Origin of the sequence: Pseudomonas sp. CP-1 (assembly GCF_021213715.1) — a bacterium.
Taxonomy (GTDB): Bacteria; Pseudomonadota; Gammaproteobacteria; order Pseudomonadales; family Pseudomonadaceae; genus Pseudomonas; species Pseudomonas aeruginosa.
Genome location: NZ_JAJQKY010000008.1, coordinates 146,054 through 163,817, shown reverse-complemented (window position 1 = coordinate 163,817; position 17,764 = coordinate 146,054). Strand labels below are relative to the sequence as shown.

Annotated in this window: 12 protein-coding genes; 8 read left to right on the top strand and 4 right to left on the bottom strand. The window is 66.9% G+C overall.

The window, feature by feature from the left end; translation table 11 throughout:
* Positions 1 to 8: 8 nt before the first annotated feature.
* The 5 genes from LT948_RS17805 to LT948_RS17785 all read left to right on the top strand — a co-directional run bounded on the left by LT948_RS17805 (position 9) and on the right by LT948_RS17785 (position 4,638).
* Positions 9 to 515: a DUF3015 domain-containing protein gene (locus LT948_RS17805; RefSeq protein WP_003094862.1), complete on the top strand. Its 507-nt coding sequence runs from the start codon at positions 9 to 11 to the stop codon at positions 513 to 515.
* Positions 516 to 852: 337 nt separating this feature from the next.
* A complete protein-coding gene (locus tag LT948_RS17800) occupies positions 853 to 2,919 on the top strand; it encodes a carbon starvation CstA family protein (RefSeq protein WP_003094859.1) in 2,067 nt (688 codons plus the stop codon).
* Positions 2,920 to 2,967: 48 nt separating this feature from the next.
* A complete protein-coding gene (locus tag LT948_RS17795) occupies positions 2,968 to 3,171 on the top strand; it encodes a YbdD/YjiX family protein (RefSeq protein ID WP_003094856.1) in 204 nt (67 codons plus the stop codon).
* 59 nt (positions 3,172 to 3,230) lie between these two features.
* On the top strand, positions 3,231 to 4,235 hold the full coding sequence (yjiA, locus tag LT948_RS17790) for a GTPase (protein WP_003110727.1): 1,005 nt from the start codon (positions 3,231 to 3,233) through the stop codon (positions 4,233 to 4,235).
* Between the two features lie 22 nt (positions 4,236 to 4,257).
* Entirely contained in the window at positions 4,258 to 4,638 is a 381-nt protein-coding gene (locus LT948_RS17785; protein ID WP_003146010.1) for a hypothetical protein, read from the top strand.
* A gap of 77 nt (positions 4,639 to 4,715) precedes the next feature.
* Here the strand turns inward: LT948_RS17785 and glyA are convergent, their stop codons facing one another.
* The 3 genes from glyA to nfxB form a co-directional block, all read right to left on the bottom strand.
* Positions 4,716 to 5,969: a serine hydroxymethyltransferase gene (gene glyA, locus LT948_RS17780; protein ID WP_003146008.1), complete on the bottom strand. Its 1,254-nt coding sequence runs from the start codon at positions 5,967 to 5,969 to the stop codon at positions 4,716 to 4,718.
* 122 nt (positions 5,970 to 6,091) lie between these two features.
* Positions 6,092 to 10,339, bottom strand: coding sequence for a cyclic di-GMP receptor MorA (gene morA / locus LT948_RS17775; protein WP_003134992.1), 4,248 nt, complete (start codon positions 10,337 to 10,339; stop codon positions 6,092 to 6,094).
* Positions 10,340 to 10,582: 243 nt separating this feature from the next.
* Complete coding sequence (gene nfxB / locus LT948_RS17770; RefSeq protein ID WP_003094842.1) at positions 10,583 to 11,146, bottom strand: efflux pump transcriptional repressor NfxB; 564 nt, start codon at positions 11,144 to 11,146, stop codon at positions 10,583 to 10,585.
* 160 nt (positions 11,147 to 11,306) lie between these two features.
* Between nfxB and mexC the strand changes: the two genes are divergently transcribed.
* From mexC to oprJ, 3 genes are read left to right on the top strand one after another with little or no spacing between them, the layout of a single operon-like run.
* Positions 11,307 to 12,470, top strand: coding sequence for a multidrug efflux RND transporter periplasmic adaptor subunit MexC (gene mexC, locus LT948_RS17765; protein WP_031634386.1), 1,164 nt, complete (start codon positions 11,307 to 11,309; stop codon positions 12,468 to 12,470).
* A gap of 27 nt (positions 12,471 to 12,497) precedes the next feature.
* Positions 12,498 to 15,629 (top strand): multidrug efflux RND transporter permease subunit MexD, encoded by a 3,132-nt coding sequence (gene mexD / locus LT948_RS17760; RefSeq protein WP_023092945.1) that lies wholly within the window; start codon positions 12,498 to 12,500, stop codon positions 15,627 to 15,629.
* Between the two features lie 5 nt (positions 15,630 to 15,634).
* On the top strand, positions 15,635 to 17,074 hold the full coding sequence (gene oprJ / locus LT948_RS17755) for a multidrug efflux transporter outer membrane subunit OprJ (RefSeq protein WP_003112802.1): 1,440 nt from the start codon (positions 15,635 to 15,637) through the stop codon (positions 17,072 to 17,074).
* Positions 17,075 to 17,124: 50 nt separating this feature from the next.
* Here the strand turns inward: oprJ and escR are convergent, their stop codons facing one another.
* Positions 17,125 to 17,643 carry a TetR/AcrR family transcriptional regulator EscR gene (gene escR, locus LT948_RS17750; protein WP_003094834.1) on the bottom strand — a complete coding sequence of 173 codons (519 nt, stop codon included), beginning with the start codon at positions 17,641 to 17,643 and terminating at the stop codon, positions 17,125 to 17,127.
* Positions 17,644 to 17,764: the final 121 nt, after the last annotated feature.

Below are 17,764 nucleotides of genomic sequence, written 5' to 3'. Positions count from 1 at the left end.
GCGCAGACATGGACAAGCGACTTTTGAGCAAGGGGTTGGTTCTGGGGCTGCTGAGCCTGGGCAGCATGACGGCACACGCCGACGCGGCAGGCGGTAATGGCTGTGGTTGGGGCAACATGGTGTTCGAGGGCCAGCGCGGCCTGTTCCCGCACCTGCTGGCCACCACCACCAACGGTACCTCGGGCAACGCCACCTTCGGCATGACCTCCGGGACCAACGGTTGCAACACCAATGCACGCCTGGGCTACGGCGGCCGCTCGATCTTCGCCATGAACGGGATGCTCGACAACATCGCCGAGGACATGGCCAAGGGCCAGGGCGAAGCGCTCGACGCCTATGCCGTGCTGCTCGGCGTGGAAGCCAAGGACCGGGCGCACTTCGCCCAGGTCACCCAGCAGCATTTCGGCGAGATCTTCGCGAGCAAGGATGCGACGGGCGAGCAGGTCCTGAGCAACACCCTGGCGGTGATGAGTCGCGACGGCACCCTGGCGCGCTACGCCAAGCAACCGGCCTGAGATTTCAGGCCCAGGAAAGAGCCCGCTACGGCGGGCTTTTTCGTGTGCGCGGCCTGCCCGCCGGAGGTTGCCGCCTCCGTTGCCACGGCAGACGAACGGCTTGGGCATACGGCGTTTTCCCAGGGCGCTTCCTACGGAGAGGGCAAGGCCGCGCCGAAGTGTTTTCGCCTGGCCGGCCCTTGTCGGCCATGGACTTTTCCGGCGGATTCCTGCGACATTGCGCCTACCGCCATCGTGCGGTAACCGCTCTAGACTAAGGTCGTATGACCCCTGGTCGGTTCGCGGCTAGAATTTTCGCTGCAGAACTGCGCCCTCCATCTGTCGGAAGCCAAACACTATGAACAATAACAATAGCCTGCTACGTCACCTCGCCTGGCTGGTGGTGGCGATCGTGGGCGCCGCGGCCCTGGGCGTCGTCGCCCTGCGTCGTGGCGAAGCGATCAACGCCTTGTGGATCGTGGTGGCGGCGGTGGCCATCTACCTGGTCGCCTACCGTTACTACAGCCTGTTCATCGCCAGCAAGGTGATGCAACTGGACCCCAACCGCGCCACTCCCGCGGTACTCAACAACGATGGCCTGGACTACGTCCCGACCAACAAGCACATCCTCTTCGGCCACCACTTCGCCGCCATCGCCGGCGCCGGTCCGCTGGTCGGTCCGGTCCTTGCCGCGCAGATGGGCTACCTGCCCGGCACCCTCTGGCTGATCGCCGGCGTAGTCCTCGCCGGCGCGGTGCAGGACTTCATGGTCCTGTTCATCTCCAGCCGCCGCAACGGCCGCTCGCTGGGCGAGCTGGTGCGCGAGGAAATGGGCCAGGTGGCCGGGACCATCGCGCTGTTCGGCGCCTTCCTGATCATGATCATCATCCTCGCGGTGCTCGCGCTGATCGTGGTGAAGGCTCTGGCCGACAGCCCCTGGGGCATGTTCACCGTCCTCGCGACCATTCCCATCGCGCTGTTCATGGGCGTCTACATGCGCTTCATCCGCCCCGGCCGGATCGGCGAGATCTCGATCATCGGGGTGTTCCTCCTGCTCGGTTCGATCTGGCTCGGCGGGCAGGTCGCGGCCAGTCCGGAATGGGCGCCGCATTTCACCTTCAGTGGAATCCAGATCACCTGGATGCTGATCGGCTACGGCGCCGTCGCCTCGGTACTGCCGGTGTGGCTGCTGCTGGCGCCGCGCGACTACCTGTCGACCTTCCTCAAGATCGGCACCATCATCGGCCTGGCGATCGGCATCCTGATCGTCATGCCGGAACTGAAGATGCCGGCCCTGACCCAGTTCACCGACGGCACCGGCCCGGTCTGGAAAGGCAGCCTGTTCCCGTTCCTGTTCATCACCATCGCCTGCGGCGCGGTGTCCGGCTTCCACGCGCTGATCTCCTCGGGGACCACGCCGAAGCTGCTCAACCGCGAGCCCGACGCCCGCTACATCGGCTACGGCGGCATGCTGATGGAGTCCTTCGTGGCGATCATGGCGATGGTCGCCGCCTCGGTGATCGAGCCGGGCATCTACTTCGCCATGAACAGCCCGCCGGCGGTGGTCGGCGCCGACGTCAACGCGGTGGCCGCGACCGTCAGCAGCTGGGGCTTCGCCATCACGCCGGAGCAACTCACCCAGACCGCCCAGGACATCGGCGAGACCACCATCCTGGCCCGTGCCGGCGGCGCGCCGACCCTGGCGGTGGGGATCGCGCACATCCTCCACCAGGTGCTGCCGGGCGAGAACACCATGGCCTTCTGGTACCACTTCGCGATCCTCTTCGAGGCCTTGTTCATCCTCACCGCGGTGGACGCCGGCACCCGTGCCGGGCGCTTCATGCTGCAGGACCTGCTGGGCAACTTCGTGCCGGCGCTGAAGAAGACCGAGTCGTGGACCGCCAACATCATCGGCACCGGCGGCTGCGTGGCGCTGTGGGGCTGGCTGCTGTACCAGGGCGTGGTCGACCCGCTGGGCGGGATCAATACCCTGTGGCCGCTGTTTGGCATTTCCAACCAGATGCTCGCCGGCATCGCGCTGATGCTCGCCACCGTGGTCCTGATCAAGATGAAGCGCCAGCAGTATGTCTGGGTCACCATCCTGCCGGCGGCCTGGCTGCTGATCTGCACCACCACCGCGGGCCTGATCAAGATCTTCGACAGCAACCCGGCGGTCGGCTTCGTCGCCCTTGGCGAGAAGTACGCCACCGCGCTGGATGCTGGCCAGGTGCTGGCGCCGGCCAAGGATATCGGCCAGATGCAGCACGTGGTGCTGAACGCCTACATCAACGCCGGTCTGACCGTGCTGTTCCTGCTGGTGGTGTTCAGCGTACTGTTCTACGCCATCAAGGTCGGCATCGCGGCCTGGGGCAAGAGCGAGCGGACCGACAAGGAAACCCCGTTCGAGCCCATTCCCGACGCCTGACCGGCCGCGCTCCCCGGTTCGCCGGGGAGCCTTAACGAGGAACTCGCCATGTTCAACGACCTCAGCCGCATGGGCAAGTATCTGGGCCAGGCCGCCCGGATGCTGGTCGGCATGCCCGACTACGACACTTACGTCGAGCACATGCGCAACAAGCACCCGGACAAGCCGGTGATGACCTACGAGGAGTTCTTCCGCGAGCGCCAGGAGGCGCGCTACGGTGGCGGCAAGGGTCGGCCGATCCGCTGCTGCTGAATCCCCATCCTTCCGCGGGCCACGTCTGACGTGGCCCGCGTCTTTTCTGGAAGTTGCGCATGTCCGAAGTAGCCAACGACAACCCCGCCCCGATCCCCGTCACCGTGCTCACCGGCTTCCTCGGCGCCGGCAAGACCACCCTGCTCAAGTACCTGCTGCAGGCCGAGCACGGCATGAAGATCGCGGTGATCGAGAACGAGTACAGCGAGACGCCGATCGACGGCCAGTTGCTCGGCGTCGAGCCGGTGCAGGTGATGACGCTGTCCAACGGCTGCGTCTGCTGCTCGATCAACACCGACCTGGAAAAGGCCCTGTTCCTCCTGCTGGAGCGCCGCGACAACGGCGAGATCGACTTCGACCGCCTGGTGATCGAGTGCACCGGCCTGGCCGATCCGGCGCCGGTGGCGCAGACCTTCTTCGCCGACGAGGAACTCTGCCAGCGCTACGTGCTGGACGGCATCATCACCCTGGTGGACGCCGCCAACGCCGAGCGTCACCTGCAGGAAACCATCGCCCAGGCCCAGGTCGGCTTCGCCGACCGCATCCTGGTGAGCAAGACCGACCTGGTCGACGCCGCCACCTTCGAGGCCCTGGGCCAGCGCCTGCAACGGATCAACCGGAGGGCGCTGGTGCATGTGGTCGAGCACGGCCGCATCGACCTGGCGCACCTGCTCGACGTACGTGGCTTCAACCTCAACGCCGACCTCGGTCCGGGCATCGGCCTGCGCCCGCTGCGAGCGGTGGCAGCCAAGGACAGCCGCGATCGCATCGGCACCCTGGTACTGCGCAGCGACACGCCGCTCGATCTCGAAAGACTGAGCGAGTTCATGGACGACCTGTTGCAGTGGCATGGCAATTCCCTGCTGCGCTACAAGGGCGTGCTGAACATCGCCGACGAGCCGCGTCGCCTGGTGTTCCAGGGCGTGCTGCGACTCTACGGCTTCGACTGGGATAGCGAGTGGCGGGACGACGAGGCGCGCGAGAGCGTGATCGTGTTCATCGGCGACAACCTGCCGGAGGACAGTATCCGCGAGGGCTTCGAACGCATCGTCGAAGGCCGCTGAGGCGCATCGACGTCAAAGGAGCGTGGAAATGGACAGGGAGGCATTGATCGGCGCCTGGCGGGACTGCATCCGTGGCGCGGACAAATCCTGGGTGCTGTTCGCCCGGGGCACTTGCGTGATCCTCACGCAGCCGGAGCCGGACCTCGCGGCCCAGGCGCGGGCATTGCTGGCCGAGTGGGGAGCGGTACAGGTCGGCACGCCGGCGGGCGACTTCGGCGTGATCACCCTGGACAACGGCCGCGGCTGGGTGGTGACCGGGCATCACCCGGACATCCTTACCTTCGTCCCTCGCGAGGAACTGGAGGAGGACGCCGGCGAGCTGCTCGTCGGCATGCACGGCCGCTCCCGGCGGGGCGAGGATGCCGAGGCCTTGGCGGTGATCCATGTCGAGGACCGGCGATAACGCTACCCGGCGCCTCCTTCCTCGGAGGAAATGAAAAAGCCCGGCATTTGCCGGGCTCTTTCGTCTTGCCTTGTCGCTTAGTTGCCGTAGACCGGGAACTTGGCGCAGATCGCCTTGACCTTCTCGCGTACGCCGTCGATAACGGACTCGTCGCCCATGTTCTCGAGGATGTCGCAGATCCAGCCGGCCAGCTCGCGGCACTCGGCTTCCTTGAAGCCGCGGGTGGTCACGGCCGGGGTACCGATGCGCAGGCCGGAGGTGACGAACGGCGAGCGCGGGTCGTTCGGGACCGAGTTCTTGTTCACGGTGATGAACGCGCGGCCGAGGGCGGCGTCGGCGTCTTTGCCGGTGATGTCCTGCTTGATCAGGGAGAGCAGGAACAGGTGGTTCTGGGTGCCGCCGGAAACCACGTCGAAACCGCGGTCGAGGAAGACCTGGGCCATGGTCTGGGCGTTCTTCAGGACCTGCTGCTGGTAGGTCTTGAACTCCGGCTGCAGGGCTTCCTTGAAGCACACCGCCTTGGCCGCGATTACGTGCTCCAGCGGACCGCCCTGGGCGCCGGGGAATACCGCGGAGTTGAGCTTCTTCTCGATCTCCTCGTTGGCGCGCGCCAGGATCAGGCCACCGCGCGGACCGCGCAGGGTCTTGTGGGTGGTGGTGGTGACCACGTCGGCGAACGGCACCGGGTTCGGGTAGACGCCAGCGGCGACCAGGCCGGCGACGTGGGCCATGTCGACGAACAGGTAGGCGCCGACCTTGTCGGCGATGGCGCGGAAGCGGGCGAAATCGAGGACCTGGGAATAGGCGGAGAAGCCGGCGACGATCATCTTCGGCTTGTGCTCCACGGCCAGGCGCTCGACTTCGTCGTAGTCGATCAGGCCATTGGCGTCGATGCCGTACTGCACAGCGTTGTACAGCTTGCCGGAGGAGGAGACGCTGGCGCCGTGGGTCAGGTGGCCGCCATGGGCCAGGCTCATGCCGAGGATGGTGTCGCCGGCCGACAGCAGGGCCAGGTAGACCGCGGCGTTGGCCTGGGAGCCGGCGTGCGGCTGGACGTTGGCGTAATCGGCGCCGAACAGTTGCTTGGCGCGGTCGATGGCCAGTTGCTCGACGATATCGACGTACTCGCAGCCGCCGTAGTAGCGCTTGTGCGGATAACCTTCGGCGTACTTGTTGGTCAGCACCGAACCCTGGGCTTCCATCACCGCCGGGCTGGTGTAGTTCTCGGAGGCGATCAGCTCGATGTGCTCTTCCTGGCGCTGGGCTTCCTGCTCCATCGCGGCAAAGAGTTCGGCATCGTAGCGGGCGAGGGTCAAATCACGGCTGAACATGGCGGTCCTCATAAGGATCGGTGCTGGGAAAAGGCGCGCATTCTAACCCATGCGGCGGGTGCTGGCACATGAAAGGCCATCATGTCGCGGACAAGCGGCGCTCAAGCGCGCCGCACGGCGGCTCAGCCCTCGTTGAACATGAACAGCACGTCGCTGGCGTAGAGCATGCCGAACTGCTCGGCGGGCATCGGCCGGCCGAACAGGTAGCCTTGTACCTCGTCGCAGCCGTGCTCGCGAAGGAAGTCCAGCTGGGCCTGGCTCTCCACGCCCTCGGCGATCACCATCAGATTCAGGCTGTGGGCCATGGCAATGATCGCCCGGGCGATCTGCGCGTCCTGTTCGCCGTGGGGCAGGCCGTCGACGAAGCTGCGGTCGATCTTCAGCACGTCGATGGGGAACTGCTTGAGGTAGTTCAGCGAGGAGTAGCCGGTGCCGAAGTCGTCCACCGCGATGGCCAGGCCGAGGCGCTTGAGCCCGGAGAGGATCTGCATGGCCTCGGCGACGTCGCTCATCAGGATGCTTTCGGTCAGTTCCAGCTCCAGGCAGGCCGGCGGGATGCCTGTCTCGTAGAGGATCGCGGCGATCCGCTCGCCCAACTGGCCATCGGCGAACTGCCGTGCCGAGAGGTTCACCGAGACCTTCGGCACCCGCACCTTGGCCTTGTGCCAGCTGCGCAACTGCTTGCAGGCTTCCGCCAGCAGCCAGTCGCCGACCTGGGCCACCAGGCCGATCTCCTCCAGCACCGGAATGAACTCGCTCGGCGGAACCAGTCCGCGGCGCGGATGCTGCCAGCGCAGCAGGGCCTCGGCGCCGGTCAGGCGGCGGCCGTCGCCGGTGAACTGCGGCTGGTAGTGGAGGACGAACTCGCCCAGTTCCAGGGCGCGGCGCAGGTCGCTTTCCAGTTCCAGGCGCTCCAGGGCGCGGGCGTTCATCTCGGCCTGGTAGAACTGGAAGTTGTTCTTGCCCATCTCCTTGGCGTGGTACATCGCCGTGTCGGCGTTCTTCATCAGCAGGCTCAGTTCGGCGCCGTCCTGGGGCGACAAGGCCACACCGATGCTGGCGGTGACGAAGAATTCACGGCCTTCCAGGGTGAACGGCCGGGCCAGACGGCCGAGGATCAGCTCGGCGACCTGGATCGCCCGTTTCAGGGCGATCTCGCGGTCGCCCTGGGAAGGCAGCAGCAGGGTGAATTCGTCGCCGCCCATGCGCGCCACGGTATCGTCCTGGCTGACGCAGGCGCTCAGGCGGGTCGCCACTTCCTGCAGCATGCGGTCGCCGGCGGCGTGGCCGAGGGAGTCGTTGATCGGCTTGAAGCGGTCGAGGTCGAGGAACATCAGCACCACCCATTGGCCGTTGCGCTCGGCCTGTTGCAGGGCGGTATGCAGACGGTCCTGGAACAGCGTGCGGTTGGGCAGGTGGGTGAGGGCGTCGTAGTAGGCCAGGCGGTGGATGCGCCGCTCGCTGGCCTTGCGCTCGCTGATGTCGCTGAAGAAGCAGACGAAGCTGACCAGGTCGCCTTCCTCGTCGCGCACCGCGGTGATGCCGACCCAGGACGGATAGAGTTCGCCGGTCTTGCGCTTCTGCAGGATCTCGCCTTCCCAGCTGCCGCTGTGCTGCAGGCTGGCGAGCACGTGCTTGAGCTGGTTGGCTTCCTGGCGGTCGGCGGTGAGCAGGCGCGGCTGCTGGTCGAGCACGTCGGCCGGGCTGTAGCCGGTCAGGCGCGAGAAGGAATCGTTGACCTGGACGATGTAGCCGGCCGGGTCGGTGACCATGATCGCCGCCGTGGAGTGTTCGAATACCGTCGCCGCCATCCGCAGCTCGCGTTCGGCGCGGCGCTGCTGGCTGATGTCGCGGGCGATGCCGAGCAGGCCTTCGAAGCGGTCGTGCTCGTCCCACATCAGGACGATCCGCAGTTCGATGGGAATCTTGCGTCCGTCGGCGCGCAGGCAGTCGAGGGCGAACAGATGCTGGCCAGGGTTTTCCCGCAGCTCGGCGAGCTTCTGGCGGTCGCCGATGGCGTGCCGCACGCGGCGCAGCAGGCCGTTCAGGCGGCCGAGCTGGCGCGGGTTGGTGGCGGTCTGATGGAGGCCGTTGAGCAGCGCCCATTCCGGGCTGTAGCCGAACACGTGCTGTACCGAGGGGCTGACGTAGCTGGCGTTGAGTTCGGCGTCGGTGGAGAAGATCACATCGCTGATGTTTTCCGCCAGCATGCGGTAGCGTCGGCCGTTCTCGCGCAGCGCGTTGTTCGCCTCGACGGTGAAGGTGATGTCCTTGGCCACGCCGATCAGGCGCGCCACGCGACCGCTGCGGTCGCGGCTGAAGGCCTGCTCGCGGATGTCGAACCAGTGCCAGCGGCCGTCGCGGTGGCGCCAGCGCAGCTGGCTGTCGAGCAGCAGGCCGTCGCCGACCACGTGCTGCAGGTTGCGGATGCGCCAGTAGTATTCCTGGTCGTCGGGGTGCAGCAGGGTTTCCCAGAAGTTCTCGCCCATCCGCGCCAGTTCTTCCTGGTTGTAGCCCAGTTGCTGGCCCAGGTGATGGTTGCTGAAGATCACCCGGCGCGCGTGCAGGTCGTGGATGTAGAGGGTATCGGGCACCGCCTGGACCGCGTCCGACCAGAACTTCTCGCGCTCGATCAGCGACAGTTCGACTTCCTTGCGACTGGTGACGTCGGACAGGCTGAGGGTCACCGCATGCCATTCGCCGGGGTTTTCCGGCAGGCGCAGTTGCAACCACAGGTGCCGCGGCGTGCTCTTGCCGCAGCGCAGCGTGGCTTCCAGTTCGAGTACCGGCCGGCGTTCGATGAGCGCCTCGATCACCTGCAGGCGCAGGCTGTCCGGTTGTAGCGGGCCGTGGTCGAGCAAGCGCTGCCAGGCCTGTTCGGTGGACTCGATCTGCAGCAGGCGGCGACTGACATCGTTGATCTCGGTGATGCGGATCCGCTCCAGCAGCGCCTGCTGCCGCCCGGGTTCGCCGGCGAGCCAGGCGCGCAGTGCGGCGCAGCTGTCCAGGCCTTGTTCCACCAGAGCCTGGCGCAGGGCGGAGAGGTCGAGCACGCAGAGGGCCACGCCGACCCCTTCGAAGATGTCCTGGTAGCGCCGCCGGGTTTCCTCCAGGACGCCGAGGGCGTGCTGTTCCTCGGTGACGTCGCGCAACACCCAGACCTGCCCGCCCTGGAGGATCTGCTCGCGGAGGGTCCAGGCCTGGTCGGCGAGCGCCGGATAGCTGGCCAGCGGATGGCGGCTGAGGGTGAACGTCCGCGGCTCGCCGCGTACCCGCAGCGGCAGCAACTCGCTACGGGTCTCGCCGTCGCCACCGGCGTCCGTCAGCCAGCCTGGCTCGAGGTCCGGCAGCAGGCCCAGCAGGTGATGCTGGCGGGCCTGGGCCGAACTGATGCCGAAGAGGCGTTCGGCCTGGGGATTGAGGTAGCTGAGGCGGCCGTCGGCGCGGGTCACCAGCACCCGCTCGTCGATCGCCGCCAGTGCCGTGGCCGCCTGGCGCAGGCTGCGCTGCGAGGCCAGGGTCATGGCGCGCAGACCTTGCTGCTCGCGGTGCAGGCGCAGCAGCATGTACACGGTGACGCCGACCAGCAGGAGGAAGATCGCCAGCTCGCCGCCGATTCCCGGCAGCAGGCCGAGCCGCACTCGCGTGCTGTCGTAGAGCCCGCGAAGCTGCCAGTCGCTGTTGCGCAGCGGTTCCACGCCGAGGGTCTGCATGTCGTCGAGCAGCGCCGTGCTCCCTGGGGTATGCCAGAGCACCCGCCCGGCGTATTGGTCTTCCAGGCGCCAGAGCAGGTTGCCGGTGGGCAGGTCGGGACTCCACTGGGCGAGGCTGTCGCTGGCCAGGTGCAACAGCCAGAAGCCACTGTCGCGGCGGCTGCCGGGTTCGCGCAGGGTCAGGTAGAGGGATTCGCCGTCGCGCGGGTCGAGGCAATAGTGGTAGAGGCCGGAGCCGGCGTGCTGGCGCAACTGCTCGGGCAGCGTCGTTTCCGGCGACGGGCTGCCCGTCTGCGGGGCGCTGTCCACCCATTGCAACTGGCGCACCTGCGGCAGCGCATCGCTGATGCGTGGCAACAGCCTGTTCTGGATCTCGCCACGCTCGCTGGGGGGCACGCCCGGGAGCAGGGCGAGGGCGGTGCGCGCCTTGAGTTCGAGGGTCAGGGACAGGCGGTCGTTGAGACGATCGAGCTGGGCCGCGGCTCGCTCGTGTTCGAAGCGTTCCTGCTGGCGCAGCTCCTGGCTCATCTGCCAGAGCAGCAGGCCGAGCATCAACAGGACCAGCAACAGCAGGCCAGCCTTGGCTGCCGGTCGGTCGGGTACGGTCAGTGGGTCGCCGGCGGGAGGCGGCGACGGGGTTAGCGAGGGGGTCGACACTGACCGGAATTCCTGGGGGAGGTGTGATTCGGTAGACAGTTAGGATGCCCGGAAGCAAGGCCAAGTGCCAGTATCGCCGACGAGCGTCACGGTCCTTTCCGGCTGTCGAGGCACTTTGTCGCAGGACCGGTGACGACTGATCTTCCCGAGTGTCGAGCAGGCCTCCGGGCGGCCGAAGTCGACGGCACGCGGATCGGTCCGTGCCATGCGGCGACGAGAGGGGCGCCGCCGCGGGCGCAAGGGTCAGGAGCGCGCCGGATTGGAAGCGCCGTGGAGGAACATCTGCTCCAGGGTATGCGCGGAATTGGAGCTGGCCGCCCGTCCGCGGCGTTCCGCATCGACCATGCCGTAGACCAGGGTGATGAACAGTTCGGTGAACACGGCTGCCGTGATGTCGATGCGAAACACGCCTTTCTGCTGTCCGCGCAGGAAGAAGGCGTCCAGCGCTTCCAGGTAGGACTGCCAGCGTGCGCCTTCGCCGTGCGGGTCGAGGAAGTCCGGGCGGTACTGGAATACCAGGAATACCAGCAGCTCGCGGTGGGTGAGATGTTCCTTGATCAGGCGCTGCAACGCCTCCAGAGGCTCGGCATGCTCCAGGTCGCAGGCCTGGATGATCTGGTTCAGTACGGTCTCTCCGTGGTCCTCGAGCATCTGCACCAGGTTGTCCCGCGTGCCGCAGAAGCGGTGCAGGGTGGCCTTGCTTACGCCGGCCGCCTCGGCCAGTTCCTTCAGCGTCGCTCGCGGGCGGTCGACGATAGCGACTGCCAGCGCCTTGATGAGTCGCTCGTCATGGGAAATCAGGGTCATCGATGGGTCCCGGTTGGTTTTTCTGATTGTGCGCATTGTGCAGAAAACTGGCCTCGCGTCCAAAGGAATTAGCTGTCAAAAGATCATTTGAGACAATATTGACTCAATTAGCTCGAAAAAGTACCATTCGATCCGTTTTCAATCAACGGTCGGGTGGGTCATGGCTGATTTGCGTGCAATAGGAAGGATCGGGGCGTTGGCTATGGCCATCGCGTTGGCGGGTTGTGGGCCGGCGGAAGAGCGACAGGAGGCCGCCGAAATGGTGTTGCCGGTGGAGGTCCTGACGGTGCAGGCCGAGCCCCTGGCGCTGAGTTCGGAACTGCCTGGGCGGATCGAACCGGTGCGGGTCGCCGAGGTGCGCGCGCGGGTGGCCGGCATCGTCGTGCGGAAGCGCTTCGAGGAGGGCGCCGACGTCAAGGCTGGCGACCTGCTGTTCCAGATCGATCCGGCACCGCTGAAGGCTGCGGTGTCGCGCGCCGAGGGTGAGCTGGCGCGGAACCGCGCGGTGCTGTTCGAGGCGCAGGCGCGGGTGCGTCGCTACGAGCCGCTGGTGAAGATCCAGGCGGTCAGCCAGCAGGACTTCGATACCGCCACCGCCGACCTGCGCAGCGCCGAGGCGGCGACCCGCTCGGCCCAGGCCGACCTGGAGACCGCGCGCCTGAACCTCGGCTACGCCTCGGTCACTGCGCCGATCTCCGGGCGCATCGGCCGCGCGCTGGTGACCGAGGGCGCGCTGGTCGGGCAGGGCGAGGCGACGCTGATGGCGCGTATCCAGCAGCTCGATCCGATCTATGCGGATTTCACCCAGACCGCGGCCGAGGCCCTGCGCCTGCGCGACGCCCTGAAGAAAGGCACCTTGGCCGCCGGCGACAGCCAGGCGCTGACCCTGCGCGTCGAAGGGACGCCCTACGAGCGCCAGGGCGCGTTGCAGTTCGCCGACGTGGCGGTGGATCGCGGCACCGGCCAGATCGCCCTGCGCGGCAAGTTCGCCAACCCCGACGGGGTCCTGCTGCCGGGCATGTACGTGCGCGTACGTACGCCCCAGGGCATCGACAACCAGGCGATCCTGGTGCCGCAACGGGCCGTGCGCCGCTCCGGCGACGGCAGCGCCCAGGTGATGGTGGTGGGCGCCGACGAGCGCGCCGAGGCGCGCAGCGTCGGTACCGGCGTCATGCAGGGTTCGCGCTGGCAGATCACCGAGGGCCTGGAGCCGGGTGACCGGGTCATAGTCGGCGGCCTGGCTGCGGTGCAGCCGGGGGTGAAGATCGTGCCGAAGCCGGATGGTGCCCAGGCGCAAGCCCAGTCATCTGCGCCGCAACAGTAAGGGCGGGTTCGCCCCGAGGATTTTCCGATGTCCGAATTCTTCATCAAGCGGCCGAACTTCGCCTGGGTGGTGGCCCTGTTCATCTCCCTGGCCGGCCTGCTGGTCATTTCCAAATTGCCGGTAGCGCAGTACCCCAATGTCGCGCCGCCACAGATCACCATCACCGCCACCTATCCCGGCGCCTCGGCGAAGGTGCTGGTGGACTCCGTCACCAGTGTGCTCGAGGAGTCGCTGAACGGCGCCAAGGGCCTGCTCTACTTCGAGTCGACCAACAACTCCAACGGCACCGCCGAGATCGTCGTCACCTTCGAGCCGGGCACCGATCCGGACCTGGCCCAGGTGGACGTGCAGAACCGCCTGAAGAAAGCCGAGGCGCGCATGCCGCAGGCGGTGCTGACCCAGGGCCTGCAGGTCGAGCAGACCAGCGCCGGTTTCCTGCTGATCTATGCGCTCAGCTACAAGGAAGGCGCTCAGCGCAGCGACACCACCGCCCTCGGCGACTACGCCGCGCGCAATATCAACAACGAGCTGCGGCGCCTGCCGGGCGTCGGCAAGCTGCAATTCTTCTCTTCCGAGGCGGCCATGCGGGTCTGGATCGATCCGCAGAAGCTGGTGGGCTTCGGCCTCTCCATCGACGACGTGAGCAATGCCATCCGCGGGCAGAACGTGCAGGTGCCGGCCGGCGCCTTCGGCAGCGCACCGGGCAGTTCCGCGCAGGAGCTGACGGCGACCCTGGCGGTGAAGGGCACCCTGGACGATCCGCAGGAGTTCGGCCAGGTAGTGCTGCGCGCCAACGAGGACGGCTCGCTGGTCCGGCTCGCCGATGTCGCGCGCCTGGAACTCGGCAAGGAGAGCTACAACATTTCCTCGCGACTGAATGGCACGCCCACCGTGGGCGGGGCTATCCAGCTGTCGCCCGGGGCCAACGCGATCCAGACCGCTACCTTGGTGAAACAGCGTCTCGCCGAACTGTCGGCGTTCTTCCCCGAGGACATGCAGTACAGCGTGCCCTACGACACCTCGCGCTTCGTCGACGTGGCCATCGAGAAGGTGATCCACACCCTGATCGAAGCGATGGTCCTGGTGTTCCTGGTGATGTTCCTGTTCCTGCAGAACGTCCGCTACACCCTGATCCCGTCCATCGTGGTGCCGGTGTGCCTGCTGGGTACGCTGATGGTGATGTACCTGCTGGGGTTCTCGGTGAACATGATGACCATGTTCGGCATGGTCCTGGCGATCGGCATCCTGGTGGACGACGCCATCGTGGTGGTGGAGAACGTCGAGCGGATCATGGCGGAGGAGGGGATTTCCCCGGCCGAGGCCACGGTCAAGGCGATGAAGCAGGTATCCGGCGCCATCGTCGGCATCACCCTGGTGCTCTCGGCGGTGTTCCTGCCGCTGGCTTTCATGGCCGGTTCGGTGGGGGTGATCTACCAGCAGTTCTCGGTGTCGCTGGCGGTCTCGATCCTGTTCTCCGGCTTCCTCGCCCTGACCTTCACCCCGGCGCTGTGCGCCACGCTGCTCAAGCCCATTCCCGAAGGGCACCACGAGAAGCGCGGCTTCTTCGGCGCCTTCAACCGTGGCTTCGCCCGCGTCACCGAGCGCTATTCGCTGCTCAACTCGAAGCTGGTGGCGCGCGCCGGACGCTTCATGCTGGTGTACGCCGGCCTGGTGGCCATGCTCGGCTACTTCTACCTGCGCCTGCCGGAAGCCTTCGTGCCGGCGGAAGACCTCGGCTACATGGTGGTCGACGTGCAACTGCCGCCTGGCGCTTCGCGCGTGCGCACCGATGCCACCGGCGAGGAGCTCGAGCGCTTCCTCAAGTCCCGCGAGGCGGTGGCTTCGGTGTTCCTGATCTCGGGCTTCAGCTTCTCCGGCCAGGGCGACAATGCCGCGCTGGCCTTCCCGACCTTCAAGGACTGGTCCGAGCGAGGCGCCGAGCAGTCGGCCGCCGCCGAGATCGCCGCGCTGAACGAGCATTTCGCGCTGCCCGACGATGGCACGGTCATGGCCGTGTCGCCGCCACCGATCAACGGTCTGGGTAACTCCGGCGGCTTCGCATTGCGCCTGATGGACCGTAGCGGGGTCGGCCGCGAAGCGCTGCTGCAGGCTCGCGATACTCTTCTTGGTGAGATCCAGACCAACCCGAAATTCCTTTACGCGATGATGGAAGGACTGGCCGAAGCGCCGCAACTGCGCCTGTTGATCGACCGGGAGAAGGCCCGCGCCCTGGGGGTGAGCTTCGAGACCATCAGCGGCACGCTGTCCGCTGCCTTCGGCTCGGAGGTGATCAACGACTTCACCAATGCGGGGCGCCAACAGCGGGTGGTGATCCAGGCCGAACAGGGCAACCGGATGACCCCGGAAAGCGTGCTCGAGCTATACGTGCCTAACGCTGCTGGCAACCTGGTACCGCTCAGCGCCTTCGTCAGCGTGAAATGGGAAGAGGGACCGGTGCAATTGGTGCGCTATAACGGCTACCCGTCGATCCGCATCGTCGGTGACGCCGCGCCCGGCTTCAGCACCGGCGAAGCCATGGCGGAAATGGAGCGCCTGGCCGCGCAGCTGCCGGCCGGCATCGGCTACGAGTGGACCGGCCTGTCCTATCAGGAGAAGGTCTCCGCCGGGCAGGCCACCAGCCTGTTCGCCCTCGCTATCCTGGTGGTGTTCCTGTTGCTGGTGGCGCTCTACGAGAGCTGGTCGATCCCGCTGTCGGTGATGCTGATCGTGCCGATCGGCGCCATCGGCGCGGTGCTCGCGGTGATGGTCAGCGGTATGTCCAACGACGTGTATTTCAAGGTCGGCCTGATCACCATCATCGGTCTTTCGGCGAAGAACGCGATTCTCATCGTCGAGTTCGCCAAGGAACTCTGGGAGCAGGGGCATAGCCTGCGCGACGCCGCCATAGAGGCCGCGCGCCTGCGCTTCCGGCCGATCATCATGACTTCCATGGCGTTCATCCTCGGCGTGATACCCCTGGCCCTGGCCAGCGGTGCCGGCGCGGCGAGCCAGCGTGCCATCGGCACCGGAGTGATCGGCGGGATGCTCAGCGCCACCTTCCTCGGCGTGCTGTTCGTACCTATCTGTTTCGTCTGGCTGCTGTCGCTGCTGCGCAGCAGGCCGGCACCCATCGAACAGGCCGCTTCGGCCGGGGAGTGAACGAGATGCGCAAACCTGCTTTCGGCGTATCGGCGCTGCTGATAGCCCTGACCCTCGGCGCCTGCTCCATGGCGCCGACCTACGAACGTCCCGCCGCGCCGGTGGCCGACAGCTGGAGCGGCGCCGCCGCCCAGCGCCAGGGCGCGGCGATCGACACGCTGGATTGGAAGAGTTTCATCGTCGATGCCGAACTACGCCGCCTGGTGGACATGGCCCTGGATAACAACCGCTCGCTGCGCCAGACCCTCCTGGATATCGAGGCGGCCCGCGCGCAGTACCGAATCCAGCGCGCCGACCGGGTTCCGGGCCTGAATGCCGCTGCCACCGGCAACCGCCAGCGGCAGCCGGCCGACCTGTCCGCCGGCAATCGCTCGGAAGTGGCCAGCAGCTACCAGGTCGGGCTGGCCCTGCCGGAGTACGAACTGGACCTCTTCGGTCGGGTCAAGAGCCTGACCGACGCCGCCCTGCAACAGTACCTGGCCAGCGAGGAGGCGGCGCGTGCGGCACGGATCGCCCTGGTCGCCGAGGTCAGCCAGGCCTACCTGAGCTACGACGGCGCCCTGCGGCGCCTGGCGCTGACCCGTCAGACCCTGGTCAGCCGCGAGTATTCCTTCGCCCTGATCGACCAGCGCCGCGCGGCCGGCGCCGCCACCGCGCTGGACTACCAGGAAGCCCTTGGCCTGGTGGAGCAGGCGCGCGCCGAGCAGGAGCGCAACCTGCGGCAGAAACAGCAGGCATTCAACGCGCTGGTGTTGCTGCTGGGCAGCGACGATGCCGCGCAGGCGATTCCGCGGAGTCCGGGGCAGCGGCCGAAGCTGCTGCAGGACATCGCTCCCGGCACGCCGTCCGAGCTGATCGAGCGACGCCCCGACATCCTTGCCGCCGAACATCGTTTGCGGGCGCGCAACGCGGATATCGGCGCGGCGCGCGCGGCGTTCTTCCCACGCATCAGCCTGACCGGCAGCTTCGGCACCTCCAGCGCGGAAATGTCCGGCCTGTTCGATGGCGGCTCGCGCTCCTGGAGCTTCCTGCCGACGCTGACGCTGCCGATCTTCGATGGCGGGCGCAACCGTGCCAACCTGAGCCTGGCCGAGGCGCGCAAGGATTCGGCGGTGGCTGCCTACGAGGGGACCATCCAGACCGCTTTCCGCGAGGTCGCCGACGCCCTGGCGGCCAGCGATACCCTGCGTCGCGAAGAGAAGGCCCTGCGCGCCCTGGCGAACAGCAGCAACGAAGCCCTGAAGCTGGCCAAGGCACGCTACGAGAGTGGCGTCGACAACCACCTGCGCTACCTCGATGCGCAGCGCAGCAGCTTCCTCAACGAGATCGCCTTCATCGACGGCAGCACCCAGCGGCAGATCGCCCTGGTCGACCTGTTCCGCGCGCTCGGCGGAGGCTGGGACGAGGGACGGAGCCTGGTGGTACATCGAGGCGGCAGGAGTTGAGCGGGTAAACGTGTGGGAAACGGTGCTAGCGGGTGGCAACTGCCGCCCGCTCAAGGGCTGGCAGGTTGTGCGGGGTTCGACGCGCCACGCAGGAACAGCTCCTCGAGTGTGGCGGACAACCCGGCGCTGGCCGCGCGACCGCGGCGCTCGGCATCGACCATGCCGTAGATCAGGACGATGAAGAGTTCGCTGAAGGTCGCCGCGCTGATATCGATACGGAACACACGCTTCTGCTGGCCGCGCAGGAAGAAGGCGTCCAGGGCTTCGACATAGGACTGCCAACTGGCGTCCCCATGCCCGGCCTGGCGTCCCGGGTTCTGCTCGAACATCAGCAGCGCCAGCAGGTCGCGCTGGGCGAGGTGTTCCCGGATCAGCTCGCGTAGCGCTTCCCGCGGCTCCAGCCGCTGCAGGGCGGCGCTGTGGGTGAGGCGTTCGAGGGTACTCCTGGCATGGCTTTCCAGGCGCCGCTTGAGACCTTCGCGGGTACCGCAATGACGGTTCAGGGTTGCCCTGCTCACGCCTGCCAGTTCCGCCAGTTCTCCCATGGTGGCGCGCGGATGATTGACCATCGCGGTGGCCAGGGCCTTGAGCAGGCGCTGGTCTTGATACGACGGGGTTGGCGTTGGGTCGAGACTGTCCCTGTGCGGCGAGTCGGGTAGCTGGGCGGGTCTGGGAGCGAGTGTCATTTTT

Excerpts from the sequence above, each read along its gene's own strand:
- LT948_RS17805 (WP_003094862.1), top strand. The coding sequence starts at position 9 with ATGGACAAGCGACTTTTGAGCAAGGGGTTGGTTCTGGGGCTGCTGAGC.
- yjiA (WP_003110727.1), top strand. The coding sequence starts at position 3,231 with ATGTCCGAAGTAGCCAACGACAACCCCGCCCCGATCCCCGTCACCGTG.
- mexC (WP_031634386.1), top strand. The coding sequence starts at position 11,307 with ATGGCTGATTTGCGTGCAATAGGAAGGATCGGGGCGTTGGCTATGGCC.
- mexD (WP_023092945.1), top strand. The coding sequence starts at position 12,498 with ATGTCCGAATTCTTCATCAAGCGGCCGAACTTCGCCTGGGTGGTGGCC.
- LT948_RS17795 (WP_003094856.1), top strand. The coding sequence starts at position 2,968 with ATGTTCAACGACCTCAGCCGCATGGGCAAGTATCTGGGCCAGGCCGCC.
- nfxB (WP_003094842.1), bottom strand. The coding sequence starts at position 11,146 with ATGACCCTGATTTCCCATGACGAGCGACTCATCAAGGCGCTGGCAGTC.
- glyA (WP_003146008.1), bottom strand. The coding sequence starts at position 5,969 with ATGTTCAGCCGTGATTTGACCCTCGCCCGCTACGATGCCGAACTCTTT.
- oprJ (WP_003112802.1), top strand. The coding sequence starts at position 15,635 with ATGCGCAAACCTGCTTTCGGCGTATCGGCGCTGCTGATAGCCCTGACC.
- escR (WP_003094834.1), bottom strand. The coding sequence starts at position 17,643 with ATGGTCAATCATCCGCGCGCCACCATGGGAGAACTGGCGGAACTGGCA.
- LT948_RS17800 (WP_003094859.1), top strand. The coding sequence starts at position 853 with ATGAACAATAACAATAGCCTGCTACGTCACCTCGCCTGGCTGGTGGTG.